Below are 21211 nucleotides of genomic sequence, written 5' to 3'. Positions count from 1 at the left end.
GTCCGCCCTCATGAGGCGATTTGGGGCAGTGTTCAGAGGACGCCGATATCGGCGAGCGCCGCCGAGAGGTCGTCGGGCAGGCTGTCGTCGCTCTCCCGGGTCCGTGGCAGATCTGCGGGGGCATCTGCGGGGTCGAGGTACCGCCATCCCTGGAACGGGCGGCGTTTCGCACTTGTGGTGCGGATAAGGTGCGGTTCCAATACGAAGGCGCAGCGGCGGATACCGTCATTGCCAATCACCTCGTCGAAGCGCAGGATGCGTTGGCGGCAGCGGATAAAGCCCTGAATGACCCAGAAGATACTGCCGCCTTCGAGGATTTCGGCCTCCCGTTTGGGCCACATGCGGGTGACGTGGCGGGGCAGGCCGTCAGGGCCTTGCGCGCGCTTGGTTTTATGCCATGCGGCCAGGCTGTCGACGCTTTCAGTGCCAACACTGAGTTTGAGCAGGTGCATCATCGCCACAGAATCCCCCTTTGGGCCGCATATGGTAGTCGAAAATACGGTTGCTGCAACTTGTTGTGGTTACTTGCGGGATTAACACAATGAGAACAAAGTAGTTTTTTCTGCTGTCACCGCCCTTCGATTGCGCTATTCTGGGTCCTCTCGAGAGGACCCAGACATGACCCGTTTCGCCGCGCCGATTGCCGAGCAGATTTGGAATATGAAATACCGTTTTTCGCCGATGGGCGAGGAGGGGGGTGATCAGTCCGTTGAAGATACCTGGCGGCGGATTGCGCGGTCTTTGGCGGAAGTTGAGGATCAGCCGTCGCAATGGGAAGACCGGTTTTATGCGGCGCTCGAGGATTTCAGGTTTCTGCCGGCGGGGCGGATTACCTCGGGGGCCGGGACCGGCCGGGCGGTGACACTCTTCAACTGTTTCGTCATGGGGACGATCCCGGACGATATGAGCGGCATTTTCGATGCGCTGCGCGAAGCGGCGCTGACCATGCAGCAGGGCGGCGGGATTGGCTATGATTTCTCGACAATCCGGCCCAAGGGGGCCGAGGTCAAGGGCGTGGGTGCGGATGCCAGCGGCCCGCTCAGCTTCATGGATGTGTGGGATGCCATGTGCCGTACGATCATGAGTGCAGGGAGCCGCCGCGGGGCGATGATGGCGACCATGCGGTGCGATCACCCGGATATCGAGGATTTCATCAGCGCCAAGGCCGATGCGGCGCGTTTGCGCATGTTCAACCTCAGCGTCCTTGTGACCGATGATTTCATGGAGGCAGTCAAGGCGGATGGCCCGTGGGAGCTCTCGTTTGGCGGCAAGGTCTATCACACGATCCAGGCGCGCGATCTGTGGAACCGGATCATGCAGGCCACGTATGATTTCGCCGAGCCTGGCGTGATTTTCATCGACCGGATCAACCAGGCCAACAACCTGGCCTATTGCGAGACCATCGCGGCCACCAACCCGTGCGGAGAGCAGCCATTGCCGCCTTATGGTGCCTGCCTGCTGGGCTCGATCAATCTGGCGCGGCTGGTCAATGATCCGTTCGAAGAGGCGGCAGGGCTTGATGAAGCGCAGTTGAATGATCTCGTCGCCACCGCGGTTCGGATGATGGACAACGTGGTGGACGCCTCGCGCTTTCCGCTGGAGGCGCAGGCGCGCGAGGCGCAGGCCAAGCGCCGGATCGGGTTGGGAGTGACAGGGCTTGCGGATGCGCTCCTGATGGTGGGCCTGCGCTATGGCTCGGACGAGGCGGCGCGTCAGACGTCGCACTGGCTCCGCGCGATTGCCCGCGCCGCGTATCTGGCGTCGGTCGATTTGGCGAAGGAAAAAGGGGCGTTTCCGCTGTTTGACGCGGGCGCCTTCCTGGCCAGCGGCACCATGCAGGCGATGGACGAGGATGTGCGCGCCGCGGTGGCCGAGCACGGCATTCGCAACGCGCTTCTGACCTCGATCGCGCCCACCGGGACGATCAGCCTTTACGCGGGCAATGTGAGCAGCGGGATCGAGCCGGTCTTTGCCTATTCCTACACCCGGAAAGTGCTTCAGAAGGATGGCTCGCGCACCGAGGAAGAGGTTGTCGATTACGCGGTGGCGCTCTGGCGGGAGAAATTCGGCGATGCGCCCCTGCCGGACTATTTCGTGAACGCCCAGACATTGTCGCCCGCCGATCACGTCAAGATGCAGGCAGCGGCGCAGAAATGGGTCGATAGCAGCATCTCCAAGACCATCAACTGCCCCGAGGATATCAGTTTCGAGGCGTTCAAGGATGTGTACCTGCAGGCCTGGGATACGGGTTGCAAGGGATGCACCACGTACCGGCCCAATGACGTGACCGGGTCGGTCCTGAGCGTCAACGAGGCGGAGGACAAGACGCCGAGCGAGGCGCCTGCGCAGGTACCCGGCGATTTCCCGGCGGAAGGCGGCGAGATCGTCTACATGTCCGAGCCGCTCGACCGCCCGAACGCCTTGGAGGGCAACACCTACAAGCTGAAATGGCCCGACAGCAACCACGCGATTTACATCACCGTGAACGACGTGGTCCTGAACGGCCATCGCCGACCGTTCGAGGTCTTCATCAACTCCAAGAACATGGAGCATTTTGCCTGGACCGTGGCGCTGACCCGGATGATTTCGGCGGTGTTCCGGCGCGGTGGCGATGTGTCTTTCGTGGTGGAAGAGCTCAAGGCGGTATTCGATCCGCGGGGCGGGGCGTGGATGCAGGGGAAATATGTGCCGTCGATCCTGGCGGCGATTGGCGGCATCCTTGAAAAACACATGATCCAGACCGGGTTCCTGGCCGGTGAGGGGATGGGCCTGAAGGCGGACCCGCAAGCGGAAGTGGTCAATCTTGGTGAGGCGCCGCGTGGTCAGGCCTGCCCGTCCTGTGGAGAATACGGCCTTCGGATGGTCGAGGGCTGCATGACCTGCCCGAGCTGCGGCCATTCGAAATGCGCGTGACCTGCTAAACCATCGGAAATCGGGAAAAAGGGGGCGCCGCGCGGTGATTGCGTTTGCTGCTGGACGGGCAGATTGCGATCACCACGCGGCGCTACTCACCAACCGCCCGGTCGGGATGGTCATGCGGGTGCTTTGGTTACAGGACAGGAAAAGGGACCAAAGCGGTGCATGCAACCGGGCGGCCGGAGATCAGTAGGCGTCGCTGAACCCGCGTTGCACGATATGGGTCGGGCAACCCGGTTTGACGGTATTGACGATCAGGAACCAGACGATCTCGCCGGGGCGGCCCGCGCGGGAATACTCGCAGCCTTTCGGATGGGTCCACCATTGGGCGCTATAGCCGTCCGGGGGCATGACCGTGTCATGGCGGACGATCTGAACCGTCTCATCGCCGCTGGCCGCTATGGACGGACCGGCACAGGCGAATGCCGCGAGGGCGGCGGTGAGAAGGGTGGCATTTTTCATGGCAGGGCTCCGGGCATTCCTGACGAACTGTTTCCACGGAGCATGCGAAGGGCAGATGGCAGTTTGGGTGAGAAAATACGGCGGAAAACTGGATATTGCCTCGGGTTTTTGTTGAATTTTCGAGGTTTGGTTGGTGCGCCGACTAGGAGCCACGGAAGACCTGTTCCGCAATGGTCAAAGGCGGCTCGCACGCCGCTACTCAAATATCGCCAGAGGTTGGTCGCGGGAAATGAGGGCAGGAGATGACTGTGGGCCGGGCCCGAGTGCCTCTAATCCCCCCGAAGTCCGTTTCGGTCGTCATAACCCGGCAGCTTGTGACACCTGGATCAGATAGCGAAATGTCCGCGTAGGCGGGCTATTCCCAGCAACTCACCAACACAGTCATGTCCGCCGCCTTGCGGGTCAGTACCTCGGGCGCGATCTGGGTGATACCGGCGGTATCTTCGGCCGAAACACCGGCCTCGGCCAGAACCTCTTGTACCGCGCCGGCATTGGCGGCGAAACTGACGCCGTCGGGCAGTTGCCGACCGCTTTCCGGTTCGGGCAGAAGCATGCCCAGGACCGCGCCACCGGCATCAATCACCGGGCCGCCGGCGTCACCATCCAGGGGCGCCAGCGCCAGGCGCTTGACGCTTTCCTCGCCGTTCAACCCCCGCAGATCGGCCAGCTTTCCGAAGGTCAGGGTCGGCGCGCCAAGCAGCCCACCATAGGAATACCCGGCGACGGCCACGACCGATTGAAGACGCGGGATGTTACTCTGGAACCGGGCGATGGAAATCGGCGCGAGGCTCTCCTTGGGGCGCAACACGGCGATGCCAAGCCGGTCATTGTTGAGGGTGACCTGCGCCTCGTACTCCTGGTCTATGGTGATCCGGCCGCAGCTTTGCACCACATCGGCGGTGGTCACGACGGTCCCCTTGGTGTCAACGTAGAAGCCGGAGCGAGAAATACGCGGTTTGCGGATTTCGAGCCCGGCGACCAGATCGACACTCTGATCTTCGACCGAGCCTGTTGTCGGGTCGAGAACACCGTCAATCCGCCGGAAACTGGCCTGCATCTCGCTCAGGAGGCGCGTGCGCCGCTCTTCGTCGCCAGCGGGCCAGAGCAGGGTGAACCCCTTGATCTGACCATCTTCTAGCTGGGCCTGGGTGAAGGAGATGTTCAACGCCCCTTCGCCGATCAGGGTGAAGCCGTTTTCATCAATCATGCGCGGGCCGGTCTCGGGTACGATCTCAAGCGTTTGCATGATGTCGTAAAGCCCTTGCAGCGTGTTGGCATCGCCCTCCTGGCTGATAAGCAGGATCTTGGCGTCCACATCGCCGACCGGGTTGAAATGGGCGAAGGGGGGTTCGTATTTGGCGAACTCGACCACCCCCGATGGCAGCTTCATTTCGATACCCATATTCTCGTCGCGGACAACCTTCAGGTCCAGGCCTTCAAGCACCGCATTATACTGACGGAAAAGCTCCGCCCGTTGCTTGGTGGTCAGCACACCGGTCGTCTCGAACGAATTGGCTTCCTGCCAGCGGGACATGGAGGCGCGCGTTCCCCGTCCGAATGAGGCATCAATCCGACCCTCATAGAAACCCGCCCATTTCAGCGCCACCTGCAATTGCGCACGTTCCTCCCGGCTCAGCAGGCGCTCGTTGGCGCGCGCTTCGCGCAGGGTTTCATCGGCGGGTTCCGGTTCGATCACCGGGGTGGTTTCGGGCAGGGCCGTTTCTTCCGGCTCGACCCGGGCGGTTTCGGTGTCCGGCGTGGCCTCGGGTGCCGGGGTCGGCTCGGTCAGGGCAGGGCGGTCCAGGACGTTCACGCCCACCGGCCAGAATTGCTGGCGATAATCCGCGCTTACCGCGATGTAGCTATCGCGCGGGATCGCCCGCTCTGCGCGGTAGACCTGCAGGACGCGCTCGGCATCTTCGCGCGTGTAAGGGCCAAGCGCGATCGCGTACCAGCCGCCGCGAATGGTGAACCCGTTGACGTCCTGCAATTCGGTGGCGTAACGGCGGATGCTTTCCTGCGCCCGGGCGAGGCTCGGCTGCGCCTCGATCTGCACCCATGCCAGGTTCTGCCCTTGTGAAAATGCCGCCGGAACTGCCAAACTCATGGCAAACACCACCGCGATAAAAATGCGCGTCATACGTTACCCCTGCTCATCTCTGGAACAACCTGTTCCTGTCGCTCGATGCCTTTTATCAAATCTGTCGGCAAGCGCACTTAAAATATGCGCGCGCGCGCAATTGACGCTGCTGCAACTGGGCCGTAGGTAAGGGCGGCAAATCCGGGTCAGCCCAAGGGAAGAACCATGACCGCAGCCACCGAGAAACCACGCAGTTTTCAGGAAATCATCCTGCGGTTACAGGCCTATTGGGCGCAGAAGGGCTGCGCGGTGATGCAGCCCTATGACATGGAAGTCGGCGCGGGGACGTTCCACCCTGCCACGACGCTGCGCTCGCTCGGCTCGCGCCCCTGGGCGGCGGCCTATGTGCAACCCTCGCGCCGCCCCACGGACGGGCGATATGGCGAAAACCCCAACCGGTTGCAGCACTATTATCAATACCAGGTGCTGATCAAACCCAGCCCGCCGGACCTGCAGGACCTCTACCTCGGCTCGCTCAAGGCGATCGGGATCGACATGGGGATGCACGATATCCGCTTTGTCGAGGATGACTGGGAAAGCCCGACACTTGGCGCCTGGGGCCTCGGCTGGGAGGTCTGGTGTGACGGGATGGAGGTCAGTCAGTTCACCTATTTCCAGCAGGTCGGCGGCCATGACTGCCATCCGGTCTCGGGCGAGTTGACCTATGGTCTGGAACGCCTGGCGATGTATGTGCTGGGCATCGACCATGTGATGGACATGCCGTTCAACGATCCCGATGCGATTATCCCGCTCAGCTATGGCGACGTTTTCCGCCAAACCGAGCAGGAGTATTCCCGCTGGAACTTCGACGTGGCCAATACCGAGGTGTTGCTCAGACACTTTGAGGAGGCCGAGGCGGAATGCGAGGCGATCCTCACCCAGGAACATGAGGACCCAAAGACCGGCAAGCGCATTATCATGGCCCACCCGGCCTATGACCAATGCATCAAGGCAAGCCACATCTTCAACCTGCTCGACGCGCGCGGCGTGATCTCTGTCACCGAGCGCCAGGCCTATATCGGTCGCGTCCGGGCGCTGGCCAAGAAATGCGCCGATGCCTTCGTGCAGACCGAAGCCGGAGGATGGGCCGAGGAGCCGGCCGCATGAGTTTTGAAAACATCAGCCCGATGATCCGGGTGAGCGACTACGCCCGCGCCAAGGCGTTTTACATGGACGTGCTTGGCTTTGACACGCTGGTCAACGAAGCAGGTGAACCTGAGCCGGGTTTTGGCATCCTGCGCTGTGGCAACGCGCAACTTTTCCTGCATTCCTGGGACGGTCCCGGCGAGACTTGGGAGAACTGGCGCGCCTATGTCTATGTTACCGATCTGGACGCGTTCGTGGCCCGGCTGACGGAAAAAGAACAGCCGTTCAAAGGCCCCGAAGTGACGTGGTACGGGATGCGCGAGGTCGAGGTTGCCGATCCCGACGGAAACGTACTGTGTTTCGCGCGGGATGCAGCATGACCGGGAAACTACTGGGGATTGCAATCGTGTTGACCGCATTGGTGGCCGGGGCGGTCATGTATTACCTGCAGGTGTATTACTTCTATGACGAGGTCTCGGCGACAGGCACCGATGACGTGCAGATGGTTTCCCTGGTCACGGGAGAATCTGAGCCCGTGCTCTACGACGACTTCAAGGCCATCGACGCCACCAGTTCCCCGATCCGCTACCGCGCCTGTTTCACCACCACCATGTCCACCGCGATGCTGACCGAGACCTATGTCTATTACGACGCGCCGGAGCCCCTGACCGCGCCCGATTGGTTCGCGTGTTTCGACGCCGAGGCCCTGGGCGCCGCGCTGGAGGACGGCACGGCGCTGGCCTTTCTGGGCGAGAAAGACGTGCAATACGGCATCGACCGGGTGGTTGCGGTCACCGATGACGGCCGCGGCTATGTCTGGCACCAGATCAACGATTGCGGCGAGGTTGTCTTTGACGGCAAACCCGCCCCCGAACACTGCCCTGAGCCACCCTCGGGGTACTGAGCGAAATGAGAACCAACCGATATGCCTGATCTTCTGATCGAACTCTTCTCCGAGGAAATCCCCGCCCGCATGCAATCCCGCGCGGCGGAGGATCTGAAAAAACGCATGACCGACGGTCTGGTCGAGGCCGGGCTGACCTATGCGGGCGCGGCGGGGTTTTCGACGCCGCGGCGCCTGACATTGGCGGTTGACGGGCTGCTTGCCGAAAGCCCGACGGTCCGAGAAGAACGCAAAGGCCCGCGCACCGACGCACCCGAGAAAGCCATCGAGGGCTTTTTGCGTGGCGCAGGGGTCTCGCGCGATGATCTCGAAGTGCGTGACGAGAAAAAGGGGCAGGTCTATTTCGCCACCATCACCAAACCGGGCCGTCCTGCCGCGGGTATCGTGGCCGACGTGCTCGACGATGTGATCCGCAACTTCCCCTGGCCCAAATCCATGCGCTGGGGCGCGGGCACGCTCCGCTGGGTGCGGCCGCTGCATTCGATCCTCTGCATCCTGACCGATGACGCGGGGGAGGCGCAGGTGGTGCCGCTTGACGTCGACGGGATCGCGGCGGGCAACACCACGCGCGGTCACCGTTTCCTGGCGCCGGACGCCTTTGCGGTCACGTCCTTTGACGACTACGCCGCCAAGCTCAAACGCGCCTCGGTGGTGCTCGACCCGGCGGAACGGGCCGATCACATCTGGCAGGACGCCACCAATCAGGCCTTCGCCGCGGGCCTCGAAGTGGTCGAGGACAAGGGATTGCTGGCCGAGGTCGCGGGGCTGGTGGAGTTGCCGGTGGTGCTGATGGGGACAATCGACGATGATTTCCTCGACCTGCCGCCCGAAGTGCTGCAAACCAGTATGCGCGAGCATCAGAAGTTCTTTTCGGTCAAAAACCCCAAGACGGGCCGGATCGAGCGTTTCATCACCGTCGCCAACACGCAGACCGCCGACAATGGCGCGACCATTCTGGCAGGCAACCAGAAGGTACTTTCGGCGCGTTTGGCGGATGCGAAATTCTTCTGGGAAAACGACCTGCGCGTCGCGAAGGACGCGCAGATGCAGCCTTGGCTGGACAGCCTGAAAAACGTCACCTTCCACAATAAACTCGGAAGTCAGGCCGAACGCATCGACCGTATTGCAGCTCTCGCGCGCGAAATCGCGCCCGTGGTCGGTGCCGATGCTGACCTGGCCGAACAAGCCGCGCGCGTTGCTAAGGCCGATCTCAGCTCCGAAATGGTCTATGAATTCCCCGAGCTTCAGGGCCTGATGGGGCGGTACTATGCCGAAGCCGCAGGCATGCCCGCCGAGGTCGCAGCTGCCTGCGAAGAACACTACTCTCCCCTCGGCCCTTCCGACGGCGTCCCCACCGCGCCGGTCTCCGTCGCCGTGGCACTGGCCGACAAGCTCGACACGCTCGCTGGCTTTTGGGCGATTGATGAGAAACCGACCGGCTCAAAAGATCCTTTTGCTCTTAGACGGGCAGCTCTCGGTGTCGTTAGGCTGATCGTAACTAATGATCTTCAGGTCAATCTTTTGAAAAAGCTTATGAATTGGCAAGTGGTCGCAGACAAAGCCTTTCGTGCAAAAGGTTTTCACATTGTGTTTCCTTCTAGCGAAGAAGGAAGCATCGGATTTGGCCCAGAATTCGAAGGTGATATAGAGTATCAGGAGTTCGGCGATGCCTTCGGCTTTGTGCGTACTGAGCGCCTCGACGAAACTTCATTTGAATTTGCAGACATCGTTTTTGCTGAAGCTAGTAACTGGGTTGGTAGTCTTATGGCCTTCTTCCACGACCGCCTCAAAGTCTATCTCCGCGATCAGGGTGTTCGCCATGATGTGATCGACGCCTGCATCGTGATGGACGGCAATGACGATCTGACCCTGCTGGTGAAACGCGCCGCGGCGCTTAGTGACTTCCTCAAGACCGACGATGGCGGGAACCTCCTGCAAGGCTTCAAGCGCGCCAACAACATCCTCACCCAGGCCGAGGAGAAGGATGGGGTGGAATACTCCTATGGCGCGGATGTGAAATTTGCCGAGACCGACGAAGAAAAGACGCTCTTCGCGGCGTTGGATGCGGGCGAGCCTGCCATCGAAGCGGCGCTCAAATCCGAGGATTTTGCCGGGGCGATGGGGGCCATGGCCGCGCTCAGAGCGCCGATTGACGGGTTTTTCGAGGGCGTGCAGGTCAATACCGACAATGACATTATCCGCCGTAATCGCCTCAACCTGCTGAGCCGCATTCGCCAGATTTGCCTGCAGGCCGCCGATCTGACCCGGATAGAGGGATAGCCCAACCCGTCCCGGGACCTCTCCCGCCCGCGCCAGGAGGCCCCGGATCAGGTCCGGGGCGCGTTGTCGTCGGTTTGTTACGCTTGCCTTGTAGAATTTCCTGCTTATGCTGCATCAACAGCATAAAGGTGCCGCAGTGCAGCAAAACGACCCGCATATCACCCTGATCACGCCCGACGCGCCGATGGCGGCGGAAACCCATGGCGGGCGGGCGAAGTGCCTGCAACGCCTGGTGCGGCTTGATCTTCCGGTGCCGCAGACCGTGGCGCTGTCCTTTGACGCGGTGCACGGGATTGCCGCCGGGGATATGCCCGACATGGCGGCGCTGTTGGCGCCTTTTGGCGCGGATCCGTTGCTCTGTGTGCGCCCGTCCTCGGAGGATCCGGACTGGGGCGGCCCTGGTGCGATCCTGAACATCGGTATGAATGACGCGCTCTGCGGGACCTTGGGCAAGCGCATCGGCAAGACCGCCGCGGCCACGCTTTACCTGCGCTTTATCCAATCCTACGCGATCCATGTCGCCCGACTGGACCCGGACATGTTCGATGACGTGTCCGACGACCCGATCAAAGGGTTGCAGCAGGCGCTTGACGCCTATGCCGACGAGACCGACGAGGATTTTCCGCAGGATCCGGCGGTGCAACTGGCCGAGGTGCTGCGCTCCATGGCGCGCGCCTGGGAAGGGACGACCGCGCGGCTCTTGCGGCAGGCCAAGGGCGCGCCCGCCGATGCGGGTCTGGGCCTTGTGGTGCAGGCGCTGGCGCTTGGGCTGGGCAAGGGCGAATGTGGCTCGGGGGTGATGCAACTGGTCAACAGTGAGACCGGCGCGCGGCAGATCACCGGGCGGTACCTCTCGCAATCGCAGGGCCGCGATGCGCTCAGCAGTGGCAGCGACGCGATCTTCCTGACCCGCGATCCGCGGGGCCCGTCACTCGAAGATCAGGCGCCCGACGCGTTCGAGGAGCTCCGCAAGCACACCGACCTGATGCGGACCAAGCTGCGCGAGGAGATGCAGGCGGAGTTTACCATCGAAAACGGCAAGGTTTTCCTGCTCGACGGGGTGCGCGTTGCCCGCAATGCCCGGGCCGCCGTGGCCATTGCCGTGGCGCTGGCCGATGACAAGATCATCCCGCGCGAAGAGGCGTTGATGCGGGTCGAGCCGCGCGCGCTCAACGAACTCCTGCACCGGCAGGTCGACCCGGAGGCGGATCGCGATGTGCTGGCCCGCGGGATTGCGGCCAGCCCGGGGGCCGCCGCCGGGGCCATCGTCTTTGATGCGGCCGAGGCGCAGGCTTACGACGCGCGGGGCGAGGCCTGCATCCTGGTGCGGCGCGAAACCAGCCCCGAGGATATCCGCGGCATGCACGCCGCTGTGGCGGTCCTGACCGAGCGCGGCGGGATCACCAGCCACGCGGCGGTGATCGGGCGGGGGATCGGCCTGCCATGTGTGGTGGGGGCGTCCGAGATCCGGTTCCAGCCGCGCAAGAAACAGCTGACCTTCCCGGATGGGCGTGTCGTGCGCGAAGGCGAGGTGCTGACGCTGGACGGCAGTCATGGCGAGGTTCTGGCGGGCGAAACACCGCTTCTGGAATCGGCCCGCGACGATGCGCTCAAGAGCCTGATGACCTGGGCCGACGACATCCGCGACATCGCGGTGCGGGCCAATGCCGATACGCCTGCCGACGCCGATCTGTCGCACAGCTTCAAGGCGCAGGGGATCGGCCTTTGCCGGACCGAGCATATGTTCTTCGAAGAAGATCGCCTGACCGTCATGCGCGAGATGATCTTTGCCGATAGCAGCGCGGACCGGGCGGCGGCGCTTGAACTGCTGCTGCCGATGCAGCGCGCGGATTTCATCGAGCTCTACCGGATCATGCATGGCAAACCGGTCTGTATCCGCCTGTTCGACCCGCCGCTGCACGAGTTCCTGCCGACGGACCGGGCAGGGCATCTGCAGCTGGCCGAGGCGCTGGACCTGCCATTGTCAATCGTCACCCGGCGGGTCGAGGCGTTGGGCGAATACAATCCCATGTTGGGCATGCGCGGTGTGCGCCTCGGGATCACGGTGCCGGAGATCTATGACATGCAGGCCCGCGCCATTTTCGAGGCGGCGGTCGAGGCGAGCCAGAAGGGCCCCGATGCAATTGTGCCCGAGATCATGATTCCGCTCGTTTCCGCGCGCAGGGAGGTTGAGATCGTCAAAACGCGCATCGACGCCGTTGCGGCAGCGGTGCGGAACGAGACCGGGCATGATTTCCGTTATCGGATCGGGGTGATGGTGGAAACGCCGCGTGCCGCGTTGCGGGCGGCGGAAATCGCGCCCCTGGTGGAATTCCTGAGCTTTGGCACCAACGACCTGACGCAAATGACCTATGGGCTGTCACGCGACGATGCGGGGCGGTTCATGTCGGATTACGTGCAGCAGGGCGTCTATCCCGAAGACCCGTTTCACACGCTTGATGCCGAAGGCGTGGGAGAGCTTTTGCAGATCGGCTCGGAGAGGGCGCGGGCGGCCAATCCGAACGTGGTATTGTCGATCTGCGGCGAACATGGCGGCAATCCCGAATCGATTGCATTTTGCCGTTCTGCCGGATTTGACTACGTTTCCTGTTCGGCTTTCCGGGTTCCGGTGGCGCGACTTGCTGCCGCACAGCTGGCCGTCCAAAGTCGAATTTCATAGCGAAACAAGGGTTTCGCGCAACATAATGAACGCCGTGCGGCGGATTTCTTTCCAAAAGTTGCGATGCGCAAAAATCCGCTGCTGCGCCGGGTGGACGCACAGTTAAGAATTCGGTAATCGCCCCGGATGCTTTTGGGAGCTTTCCCTGATGAGCACGGAGTGGAGTCGATGTTAAGGACATATTTAGCCATTTTTGTGGCAATGTCGTCGATGGCGGTGGCCGAAGCACCTGCGGTGGAGCAGGCGGATGACGCGCGCGCAGAGGGCCGCGAGTACGCGGTTGATCGTCTGGCGACAAACGTATTTTTTCAGGAAGAAGAGATCGGGTACAGCCGCGCATGGATTGATGCGCAGCCCGTCGTCAAAGGCGGTGACCAATGGGCATGCCTGGCCGAGGCGCTTTATTTCGAGGCGCGCGGCGAGAGCGTGAAAGGGCAGTTTGCGGTGGCGGAGGTAATCCTGAACCGCGTCGATAGCCCGCAATTCCCCGATACGATCTGTGCCGTCATCAACCAGGGCACCGGCCGCAAATATGCGTGCCAGTTCACCTATACCTGTGACGGTCACAAGGAGATCATCAACGAGCCGCGTGCGTTCCAGCGTGTCGGTAAGGTCGCCAAGCTGATGGTCAACGGTGCGCCGCGCCAATTGACCGATGGAGCGACCTACTACCATACCCGCGCGGTGAGCCCGCGTTGGTCGCGTAAATTCAATCGCACCACCTCGATTGGTGAACATCACTTCTATCGCCCGCAAACGCGCGTTTCGCTGAACTAAAGGACGCGGCCTGACCTTCGCCTGGACACGATGGGCGAGGGATAGATCTGCCCCGGGAGCATCAGCCGCCCGCTTGATTGACGTGTTCGCAAGAAATTGCGGACACGTTTCGTTTGGCCGCACTTCCATCGCCGCCGGACTGCGCTAAGGTAGAAGCATGCCCTATGAATGGTCGACATTCTCGGATCCAACGCCGCAGACCCGCCTGATGCTCTGGCCGCACCGGTCATTGCCCCGGCGGGGTTTCGCCGCATTCGTCCTCGGCACCTTCACCCTGATTACCATCCCGCTCTATCCACTGCTTGGGACGGTGGTGTTGTGGGGGCTTTTGCCGTTCCTGCTGATGGCGGTCGGGGGGATTTGGTGGGCGCTTGAGAAATCCTATCGCGACGCCCGGATGCATGAAGAGCTGACCATCGGCGACACGGATGTGCACCTGGTCCGCACGAACCCCCGGGGCGATCAGCAGAAATGGACCTGTAACCGTTACTGGGCGCGTCTCTTGATGCACCCCAAGGGCGGGCCGGTGGATCACTACCTGACCCTCAAGGGCAGTGACCGGGAGGTCGAGATCGGCGCTTTCCTGTCCGAAGACGAGCGCAAGGTGCTTTACGGCGAACTCACCGATGCGCTGCGCCCGGCGCAGGTCTCCTGAGCCATCCGGACAGACCTGGAATGAAAGAAACCGGGGCAGGGCGCCCCGGTGTTTCGCTTACTGGCAGAGCTTTTCTTTGACCTTCGGGCCGACCGCGCCAAAATCCATCTGACCGGTATAGCTCTCCTTGAGGGCGCCCATGACCTTGCCCATGTCCCGGATCGAACTTGCGCCAAGATCGTCGATGGCCTTGTTGATCGCCGCGTCTGTTTCGGCATCGTCCATCTGTTTTGGCAGGAATTCCTCGATCACCTCGATCTCGCCGCGCTCCCGCTCCGCCAGATCAAGCCGTCCGCCTTCTTCATAGGCGCTGGCGCTTTCCTTGCGCTGCTTGGTCATCTTGCCAAGGATCGCCAGGATTTCGGTGTCACCGATATGACCGTCGCCATCGGCGCCGCGCAGGGCAATCTCCTGATCCTTGATCGCGGCATTGATCAGCCGCAGCGTCGTCAGGCGGTCTGTCGCCTTGTCCTTCATGGCCTGTTTCAGGGCCGAATTGACGCGTTCGCGCATGTCCATACCGTTCCATCCCCATGGTTGGTCACAAGTCATTTACAATACCGAAACCCGGACCGAAGGGCAACCGCCTCTCACGCCACGTAACACCTTATTTTGCTGGCCTGAACGGTGCGTATCTTCGGCCTTGACCCTTGGCAGACACCCCCTTAGGTTCGCGCCAATTTGCACATCCGGAGAATCCCGCCATGGCGCACACCCCGCAGCCGCACCCGACCGCCTGTCTTGCTCTCGCGGACGGGACATTGTTCTATGGCCGCGGCTTCGGCGCCACCGGCGAGACCACCGCAGAGCTTTGCTTCAACACCGCCATGACCGGCTATCAGGAGATCATGACAGACCCTTCCTACGCAGGGCAGATCGTGACCTTCACCTTCCCCCATATCGGCAATACCGGCGTCAATCCCGAGGATGACGAGACCGCCGATCCGGTGGCCGACGGCATGGTCGTCAAATGGGACCCGACGGAGCCCAGCAACTGGCGCGCGACCGAAACGCTATCGGACTGGTTGGCGCGGCGTGGCCGGATTGCCATCGGCGGGGTGGACACGCGCCGCCTGACCCGGGCGATCCGGCATCAGGGCGCGCCGCATGTGGCGCTGGCCCACGATCCGGACGGGAATTTCGACGCCGCCGCTCTTGTCGAGAAAGCACGCGCCTTTGCCGGGCTGGAAGGCATGGACCTCGCGCGGCAGGTGACCTGCGCTCAATCCTATCGCTGGGACGAAATGCGCTGGGCCTGGCCCGAGGGCTACACCAGGCAGGACAACCCCAAACACAAGGTCGTGGCGATTGATTACGGCGCCAAGCGCAACATTCTGCGCTGCCTAGCCAGCGCCGGATGCGACGTCACGGTGCTGCCTGCGACCGCGACCGCCGAAGAGGTGCTCGCCCACGATCCGGACGGGGTTTTCCTTTCCAATGGACCCGGCGATCCGGCGGCCACAGGCGAATATGCGGTGCCGATGATCCAGGGCATCCTCGACAAGGATCTGCCCGTCTTTGGCATTTGCCTGGGACACCAGATGCTGGCGCTGGCGCTTGGGGCGAAGACCATCAAGATGAACCACGGTCACCACGGCGCCAACCATCCGGTCAAAGAGGTCGATACCGGCAAGGTCGAAATCACGTCGATGAACCATGGTTTTGCCGTAGACAGCCAGAGCCTGCCCGATGGGGTGGTCGAGACGCATGTGTCGCTCTTCGACGGTTCGAATTGCGGCATCCGGATCAAAGACCGCCCGGTCTTTTCGGTGCAGCACCACCCAGAGGCGAGCCCCGGCCCGCAGGACAGCTTTTACCTTTTTGAACGGTTTGCCGCGTCGATGAGTTAAACTCTACCGGACTTTTAAAGCTCCGGTTAACCTATTGTTTACGCATCATTAACCAACGTGAACCAAACTCCTCTCCGGTATTGCCGGTAAGGAGTATTTTATGGGTATCTCGGAACTGCGACAGCTGGACACGCAGTCGCTGAAGATTGCCGGCCCGCACAATTCGCTGGAAAGTGATCTTGTGTCGGCGGGCGCGATCACGCAATCCGACGCCGCCCTGGCACAGCTCGTCGCACGTCATTGCGACACCTCGCTGGACCGGATCTTGCGGGCCGAGGGGCTGGCCTCCGAGCGTGATCTGCTGGACATGCACGCCAAGCGCGTTGCCAGTCGCCGGATGAATGCGGTCGCTCTCGAAGCGACCATTCCGCGCGACACCACGATGGATATAAAAAGTCTTTTGAAACATGGCATTATGCCGTTCTCTGAAAGTGACGGAACCGACGCTGTCGCGATCAGCAGCCCCGAGGATTTTCGCGCCGCACTGGCGGAATTCCCGTCCGAGATCGCGCGCGCAAAGATGGTCGTGGGTCCGCGCGATGCGATTCAGGATACCGTTGCCAAACGCAACCGGTCGCTGCTGACCCGGGCGGCGCAGGCGCGTGTGCCGTTGATCGAAAGTTGCCGCACCTGGGGCAATACATTCGGTAGGCGGCTGACCCTGACCCTGGCCTTTCTGACCGCGCTAGCGGGCGTCACCCTGGCCTTTCCCACGGTGATTTTCGGGGGATTCGTTTTGTGGGCCGTGTTTACCCTTATGGTTGCCGCGGGGTTAAAGACCTCGGCCTTTGTTGCAAGTGTCACAAACCGTGATACCCCCGAAGTGGTTAACAAGCCGAAGCAACCTCTGCCCAAAGTGTCCATCCTCGTGCCGCTCTTCCGCGAGACCGAGATCGCCCATGCGTTGATCGCGCGGCTGAGCCGTCTGACCTATCCGAAATGCCTCCTGGACGTGATCCTCGTCATGGAGGAGGAGGACGAGACCACGCGCAATACTCTTGCCGCGATCGACCTTCCCGCGTGGATCCGTCCTGTGATCGTGCCCGACGGTTCGCCCCGGACCAAACCCCGCGCCATGAACTATGCGCTCGATTTCTGTCAGGGTGACATCATCGGTATTTTCGACGCCGAGGACGCGCCAGACCCCGACCAGATCACCATCGTCGCGCGACGGTTCCAAACCGCGCCGCCGGATGTGGTCTGCCTGCAAGGGGTACTCGATTACTACAACCCGCGTCAGAACTGGCTGGCGCGCTGCTTTACCATTGAATACGCGACATGGTTCCGGCTCATGTTGCCGGGGCTGGCGCGGCTTGGCTTTGCAATTCCTCTGGGTGGCACCACGCTATACTTCCGCCGGGACGTGCTGGAGGAACTTGGCGGATGGGACGCACATAACGTAACCGAAGATGCCGATCTGGGTTTCCGGCTGGCGCGCCACGGCTACCGGACAGAGATGATCGACACCGTGACCGAGGAGGAGGCGAATTGCCGCCCCTGGCCGTGGATCAAGCAACGCTCGCGCTGGCTCAAGGGTTATATGACGACCTATCTGGTGCATATGCGTCAGCCCGGGCTTCTTTATCGGCAGCTTGGCGCGTGGAAATTCCTGGGGTTTCAGGCGCATTTCCTGACCGCGCTGTCGCAATTCATCCTGGCGCCGTTCCTGTGGTCCTTCTGGTTGGTCCTGTTGGGCTACTGGCACCCGCTCGACAGCGTCGTGCCGCGTTCGGCCCTGATGGCGCTTGGCAGCATGTTCCTTATCGTCGAAGTGCTCAACATCGCCATCCACGTCACCGCCGTTTCGGGGCGCAAACACAAGCACCTGATGGCCTGGGCGCCGACGATGCACTTCTATTCGCCGCTTGGGGCAATCGCGGCCTACAAGGCGCTCTATGAGCTTGTTCTGAAACCGTTTTTCTGGGACAAGACCGCGCATGGTCTGTCCCTTGCCGCGATCCGGCCGCCGCCGTCAGACGACCGCGTCGACCTCACCGGAATCGAGCTTGAGGCGCGTCACGAAAGCCTTTGAGATATGCGCCTTGAGTGCTTCGCCCGCGGCTTCGGGTTTCCGCGCGGCGATGGCATCGACCAACGCCTGGTGTTCGTTCAGCGCATCCTCATCCCGCCCCACGGCCGCCAGCGACGTGGTCGCCATCAGCGCCATGGATTGATGCACAAGGCCAAGCTGCTGTACCAAAAACCGGTTATGCGAGGCCAGGTGGATCTGCTTGTGGAACCGCCGGTTGGCGCGGGCCATCGCGGTCGGATCGCCCATCAGTTTGCGGTCATCTTCGACCATATCCTGCAACACGCGCACCTCTTCGTCGGTCGCATGGCGCGCAGCGAGGTTGGCGGCCAGTGCCTCGAGCTCGGCACGGACAACGTAAAGCTCGGCCAACTGGTTGTGATCGAGCGACGACACGATCAGGCTGCGTCCGTCGCGCGTCAGCAGGGATTGTGTTTCCAGCCGTTGCAGCGCCTCGCGAATGGGGGTGCGCGACACGCCGAACTGTTCCGCCAGATCGCTTTCCACCAGCCGGTCGCCGGGTTTGTAGGTCCCCATGTCGATCGCTTCGAGGATCAGGGTATAGGCGTCTTTTTGCGGCGTTTTCATACGATGAATGTCCCTGCGCTGAGTTGTTCCGCGACCCTAGCCGCGCTTTGGCCAATCAATCAAGCCTTGGCGATTGCGACTCTTGTCGCAGGCGCCTAGGTTGCCGCCATGCCAAAACAGCATTTCACACATGTCGATACTTGGGTCTTTGACCTCGACAACACGCTTTACCCGCCCGAGGCGCGGCTTTTCGATCAGATCGAGGTCAAGATGACCGAATACGTGATGGCAACCCTGCGCGTGGACCGTGCCGAGGCCGACCATCTGCGCAACAAGTACTGGCATGAACACGGCACGACGCTTGCGGGTCTGATGAACGAACACGGCATTGATCCCGATCCCTACCTCATCGAGGTGCATGAGATTTCTCTGGATCATCTGGAGCCCGATGCCGAGCTCAACACCCGCATTCGCGCGTTGCCGGGGCGCAAGATCGTCTACACCAATGGCTGCGCGCCCTATGCCGAACGGGTGATCGCGCAGCGTGGCCTCGCCGGTGCCTTTGACGCGGTTTACGGTGTCGAACATGCGGGATTTTTGCCCAAGCCGCAGCAGCAGGCGTTCGATGCGGTGTTTACCCGCGACGGGATCGCGCCGCAACGGGCGGCCATGTTCGAAGACGAGGCACGTAACCTCAAAGCACCCCACGCGATGGGGATGCGCACGGTGCATGTCGCCCCGGAGGCGCAGGCGCTCGATCATGTGCACCACCACACCGATGACCTGACCGATTTCCTCGGGCGGTTGCTGTGACAGGCTGCCGCTTGGAAACCACGCCTTTCATGCCCTATGTCGATTAGCAGGAGGGCAGGCGCATGACCCAATTCGATCACGATATCCTTGTCTCGGGCGGCGGTGTGGCCGGCCTGGCGGCGGCCTGCATTTTCGGCTCTGCGGGGTTTTCCGTGCTCTGTCTCGACCCGGCGCCGCCGGTCACGGACCGGGACCAATCGGGATCGGACCTGCGGACAACCGCTTTCCTGCAACCGGCGCAGGCGCTTCTGGATCGGGCCGGTTTGTGGGCGCGCCTGGCCCCTCATGCCGCTGATTTGCAGGTGATGCGGATCGTCGATGCGGGCGGCGAAGTGGCCGAGCCGCGGATCACCAAGGAATTCGATGCGGCGGAGATTTCCGACAAACCTTTTGGCTGGAACCTGCCCAACTGGCTCTTGAGGCGCGAGATGGTTGCGCATCTGGAGGGCTTGCCAAATGTCACCTTCCGCCCCGGCATCGGCACGACCACGCTTTTCACCCGCGAGGTCGAGGCGCGCGTGGGCCTGAGTGACGGCACCCGCGTCCGCTGTCGGCTGGTGATTGCCGCCGACGGGCGCAACTCCCCCATGCGGGAAGCGGCGGGGATCGACGTGAAGACAACGCATTACGGGCAGAAAGCACTGGCCTTTGCGGTCACCCACGCGATCCCGCACGGCAACGTCTCGACCGAGATCCACCGGTCCGGCGGGCCGTTCACCCTGGTGCCGCTGCCGGATTACGAGGGCCGCCCGTCCTCCGCCGTGGTGTGGATGGAGGAAGGCGCGGAGGTGCAGCGCCTCGCCGCCCTGCCGCAACCGGAATTCGAGGCCGCGATGAACGACCGCTCCTGTCGCCTCTTCGGGCCGCTCACGCTGGCGTCGCGGCGCACGGTCTGGCCGATCATCAGCCAGGTTGCGGGCGAGATTTATGCCGAGCGCGTGGCGCTTGTGGCCGAGGCGGCGCATGTGGTGCCGCCCATCGGGGCGCAGGGGCTCAACATGTCACTGGGGGATCTGCGGGTGCTTTTGGACCTGGCCGAGGCTGCGCCGGAACGCCTGGGCGATCTGCAGACGCTCGAAACCTATCACCGCCGTCGTCATACCGAGATCCGCGCGCGGGTCGCGGGCATCGACCTGCTGAACCGTGCCTCGATGATGCGGGCGCAGCCCTTGCGCGACGTCCGTGCCATGGGGCTAGATGCGATCTATGCCCTCGCACCGGTCCGCAAGACGCTGATGCAGCTCGGGCTTGGGGTGCGCTGATTGATGCGCCGCCTGGCCCGGGGTCACTGGCAACTTGGTCTGCTGACCCTGTTGATCGTTCTGTTCTGGCCCACCTGGGTGGTGGCACCGCTCAAGGTGTTGATCGTCTTTCTGCATGAGATTTCCCATGCCATCGCGACCCTTCTGACCGGCGGATCGGTCCTGGGCCTGACAATCGACCCGATGCAGGGCGGCATGGTGATCTCGCGCGGGGGCAACCGCTTTCTGATCCTGACCGCAGGTTACATGGGGTCGCTGCTGATCGGTGCTTTGCTGATGATAGCCGCGGTCCGAACCCATTGGGACCGCATCGTTCTGGGCGGTCTTGGCCTGGTGCTGCTTGCAGTGACGGGGCTTTACGTGCGCGATTTCTTTGCCATCGGCTTTGGTATGGTGACGGGTCTGCTGATGCTGGGCGTGGCGCGGTTTTTGCCACGGGACGTCAACGACCTAACCTTACGGGTGATTGGCCTGACCAGCATGATCTACGTACCGCTCGACATTTACAGCGATACGATCGCGCGGTCGCATCTTCTTTCGGACGCGCGCATGCTGGCCGACGAGTTCGGCGGGACCGCCACGCTTTGGGGGTGGGCGTGGCTGATCATCAGTCTTGCGGTGATCGTCCTGACCCTGCGCAGGGGATTGGGGCGCGACAGCAACATCCGCCTGCGTGGTCGCTGATCTGGACAAGGGCAGCGCATTAGAAACCAGACCAATTGGGAACTGAGTTGTCCAAGTTCTGAACTTTCGTGCGGAATCAAGCCCGCAGGGCGCCGCGCGATCGCCAGACCGCCCCCCGGGCTGGCGATTGGTTGATGTTGGTGCA

At 62.3% G+C, this 21211-nt stretch carries 18 protein-coding genes; 13 read left to right on the top strand and 5 right to left on the bottom strand.

Annotated features, from left to right (window positions below; all coding sequences use genetic code 11):
- Nucleotides 1–32: 32 nt before the first annotated feature.
- Complete coding sequence (locus tag RBB29_RS12565) at nt 33–455, bottom strand: DUF1489 family protein (RefSeq protein WP_306115260.1); 423 nt, start codon at nt 453–455, stop codon at nt 33–35.
- 163 nt (nt 456–618) lie between these two features.
- Between RBB29_RS12565 and RBB29_RS12560 the strand changes: the two genes are divergently transcribed.
- Nucleotides 619–2913, top strand: coding sequence for an adenosylcobalamin-dependent ribonucleoside-diphosphate reductase (locus RBB29_RS12560; RefSeq protein WP_306115255.1), 2295 nt, complete (start codon nt 619–621; stop codon nt 2911–2913).
- 189 nt (nt 2914–3102) lie between these two features.
- Here the strand turns inward: RBB29_RS12560 and RBB29_RS12555 are convergent, their stop codons facing one another.
- Together RBB29_RS12555 and RBB29_RS12550 are read right to left on the bottom strand one after the other, a co-directional pair.
- Nucleotides 3103–3378, bottom strand: a complete 276-nt coding sequence (locus tag RBB29_RS12555) for a hypothetical protein (RefSeq protein WP_306115254.1) — start codon at nt 3376–3378, stop codon at nt 3103–3105.
- A 355-nt stretch (nt 3379–3733) separates the two neighbouring features.
- Nucleotides 3734–5518 (bottom strand): trypsin-like peptidase domain-containing protein, encoded by a 1785-nt coding sequence (locus RBB29_RS12550; RefSeq protein WP_306115253.1) that lies wholly within the window; start codon nt 5516–5518, stop codon nt 3734–3736.
- 165 nt (nt 5519–5683) lie between these two features.
- Between RBB29_RS12550 and RBB29_RS12545 the strand changes: the two genes are divergently transcribed.
- From RBB29_RS12545 to RBB29_RS12515, 7 genes are all read left to right on the top strand, one after another.
- Complete coding sequence (locus tag RBB29_RS12545; protein ID WP_306115252.1) at nt 5684–6625, top strand: glycine--tRNA ligase subunit alpha; 942 nt, start codon at nt 5684–5686, stop codon at nt 6623–6625.
- Nucleotides 6622–6984 carry a glyoxalase superfamily protein gene (locus tag RBB29_RS12540; protein WP_306115251.1) on the top strand — a complete coding sequence of 121 codons (363 nt, stop codon included), beginning with the start codon at nt 6622–6624 and terminating at the stop codon, nt 6982–6984. The genes RBB29_RS12545 and RBB29_RS12540 overlap by 4 nt, the downstream gene beginning before the upstream one ends.
- Entirely contained in the window at nt 6981–7508 is a 528-nt protein-coding gene (locus RBB29_RS12535) for a DUF6446 family protein (RefSeq protein WP_306115250.1), read from the top strand. Before RBB29_RS12540 ends, RBB29_RS12535 begins: the two co-directional genes overlap by 4 nt.
- A 21-nt stretch (nt 7509–7529) precedes the next feature.
- Nucleotides 7530–9788 carry a glycine--tRNA ligase subunit beta gene (gene glyS / locus RBB29_RS12530; protein ID WP_306115249.1) on the top strand — a complete coding sequence of 753 codons (2259 nt, stop codon included), beginning with the start codon at nt 7530–7532 and terminating at the stop codon, nt 9786–9788.
- 106 nt (nt 9789–9894) lie between these two features.
- Entirely contained in the window at nt 9895–12468 is a 2574-nt protein-coding gene (locus RBB29_RS12525; protein ID WP_306115248.1) for a putative PEP-binding protein, read from the top strand.
- 168 nt (nt 12469–12636) lie between these two features.
- Nucleotides 12637–13245: a cell wall hydrolase gene (locus RBB29_RS12520; protein WP_306121160.1), complete on the top strand. Its 609-nt coding sequence runs from the start codon at nt 12637–12639 to the stop codon at nt 13243–13245.
- Nucleotides 13246–13402: 157 nt separating this feature from the next.
- Nucleotides 13403–13900: a DUF2244 domain-containing protein gene (locus RBB29_RS12515; RefSeq protein ID WP_306115246.1), complete on the top strand. Its 498-nt coding sequence runs from the start codon at nt 13403–13405 to the stop codon at nt 13898–13900.
- 57 nt (nt 13901–13957) lie between these two features.
- Here the strand turns inward: RBB29_RS12515 and RBB29_RS12510 are convergent, their stop codons facing one another.
- A complete protein-coding gene (locus tag RBB29_RS12510; RefSeq protein ID WP_306115245.1) occupies nt 13958–14419 on the bottom strand; it encodes a GatB/YqeY domain-containing protein in 462 nt (153 codons plus the stop codon).
- A gap of 185 nt (nt 14420–14604) precedes the next feature.
- On the opposite strand from RBB29_RS12510, the gene carA reads away from it, so the two are divergent.
- On the top strand, nt 14605–15750 hold the full coding sequence (gene carA / locus RBB29_RS12505; RefSeq protein WP_306115244.1) for a glutamine-hydrolyzing carbamoyl-phosphate synthase small subunit: 1146 nt from the start codon (nt 14605–14607) through the stop codon (nt 15748–15750).
- 100 nt (nt 15751–15850) lie between these two features.
- Nucleotides 15851–17782 carry a glycosyltransferase gene (locus tag RBB29_RS12500; protein WP_306115243.1) on the top strand — a complete coding sequence of 644 codons (1932 nt, stop codon included), beginning with the start codon at nt 15851–15853 and terminating at the stop codon, nt 17780–17782.
- Here RBB29_RS12500 and RBB29_RS12495 read toward each other — a convergent pair.
- Nucleotides 17723–18367 (bottom strand): GntR family transcriptional regulator, encoded by a 645-nt coding sequence (locus RBB29_RS12495; RefSeq protein WP_306115242.1) that lies wholly within the window; start codon nt 18365–18367, stop codon nt 17723–17725. The two genes, RBB29_RS12500 and RBB29_RS12495, sit on opposite strands and share 60 nt — an antisense overlap.
- A gap of 108 nt (nt 18368–18475) precedes the next feature.
- On the opposite strand from RBB29_RS12495, the gene RBB29_RS12490 reads away from it, so the two are divergent.
- The 3 genes from RBB29_RS12490 (at nt 18476) to RBB29_RS12480 (ending at nt 21066) form a co-directional block, all read left to right on the top strand.
- Nucleotides 18476–19120: a pyrimidine 5'-nucleotidase gene (locus tag RBB29_RS12490; RefSeq protein ID WP_306115241.1), complete on the top strand. Its 645-nt coding sequence runs from the start codon at nt 18476–18478 to the stop codon at nt 19118–19120.
- Between the two features lie 62 nt (nt 19121–19182).
- On the top strand, nt 19183–20382 hold the full coding sequence (locus RBB29_RS12485) for a UbiH/UbiF family hydroxylase (protein ID WP_306115240.1): 1200 nt from the start codon (nt 19183–19185) through the stop codon (nt 20380–20382).
- 3 nt (nt 20383–20385) lie between these two features.
- Nucleotides 20386–21066, top strand: a complete 681-nt coding sequence (locus RBB29_RS12480) for a M50 family metallopeptidase (protein WP_306115239.1) — start codon at nt 20386–20388, stop codon at nt 21064–21066.
- The last annotated feature ends 145 nt before the right edge of the window (nt 21067–21211 follow it).

This window comes from Roseovarius sp. MMSF_3359 (assembly GCF_030733385.1).
Taxonomy (GTDB): Bacteria; Pseudomonadota; Alphaproteobacteria; order Rhodobacterales; family Rhodobacteraceae; genus Roseovarius.
This window is presented reverse-complemented; position numbering and strand designations above follow the sequence as displayed.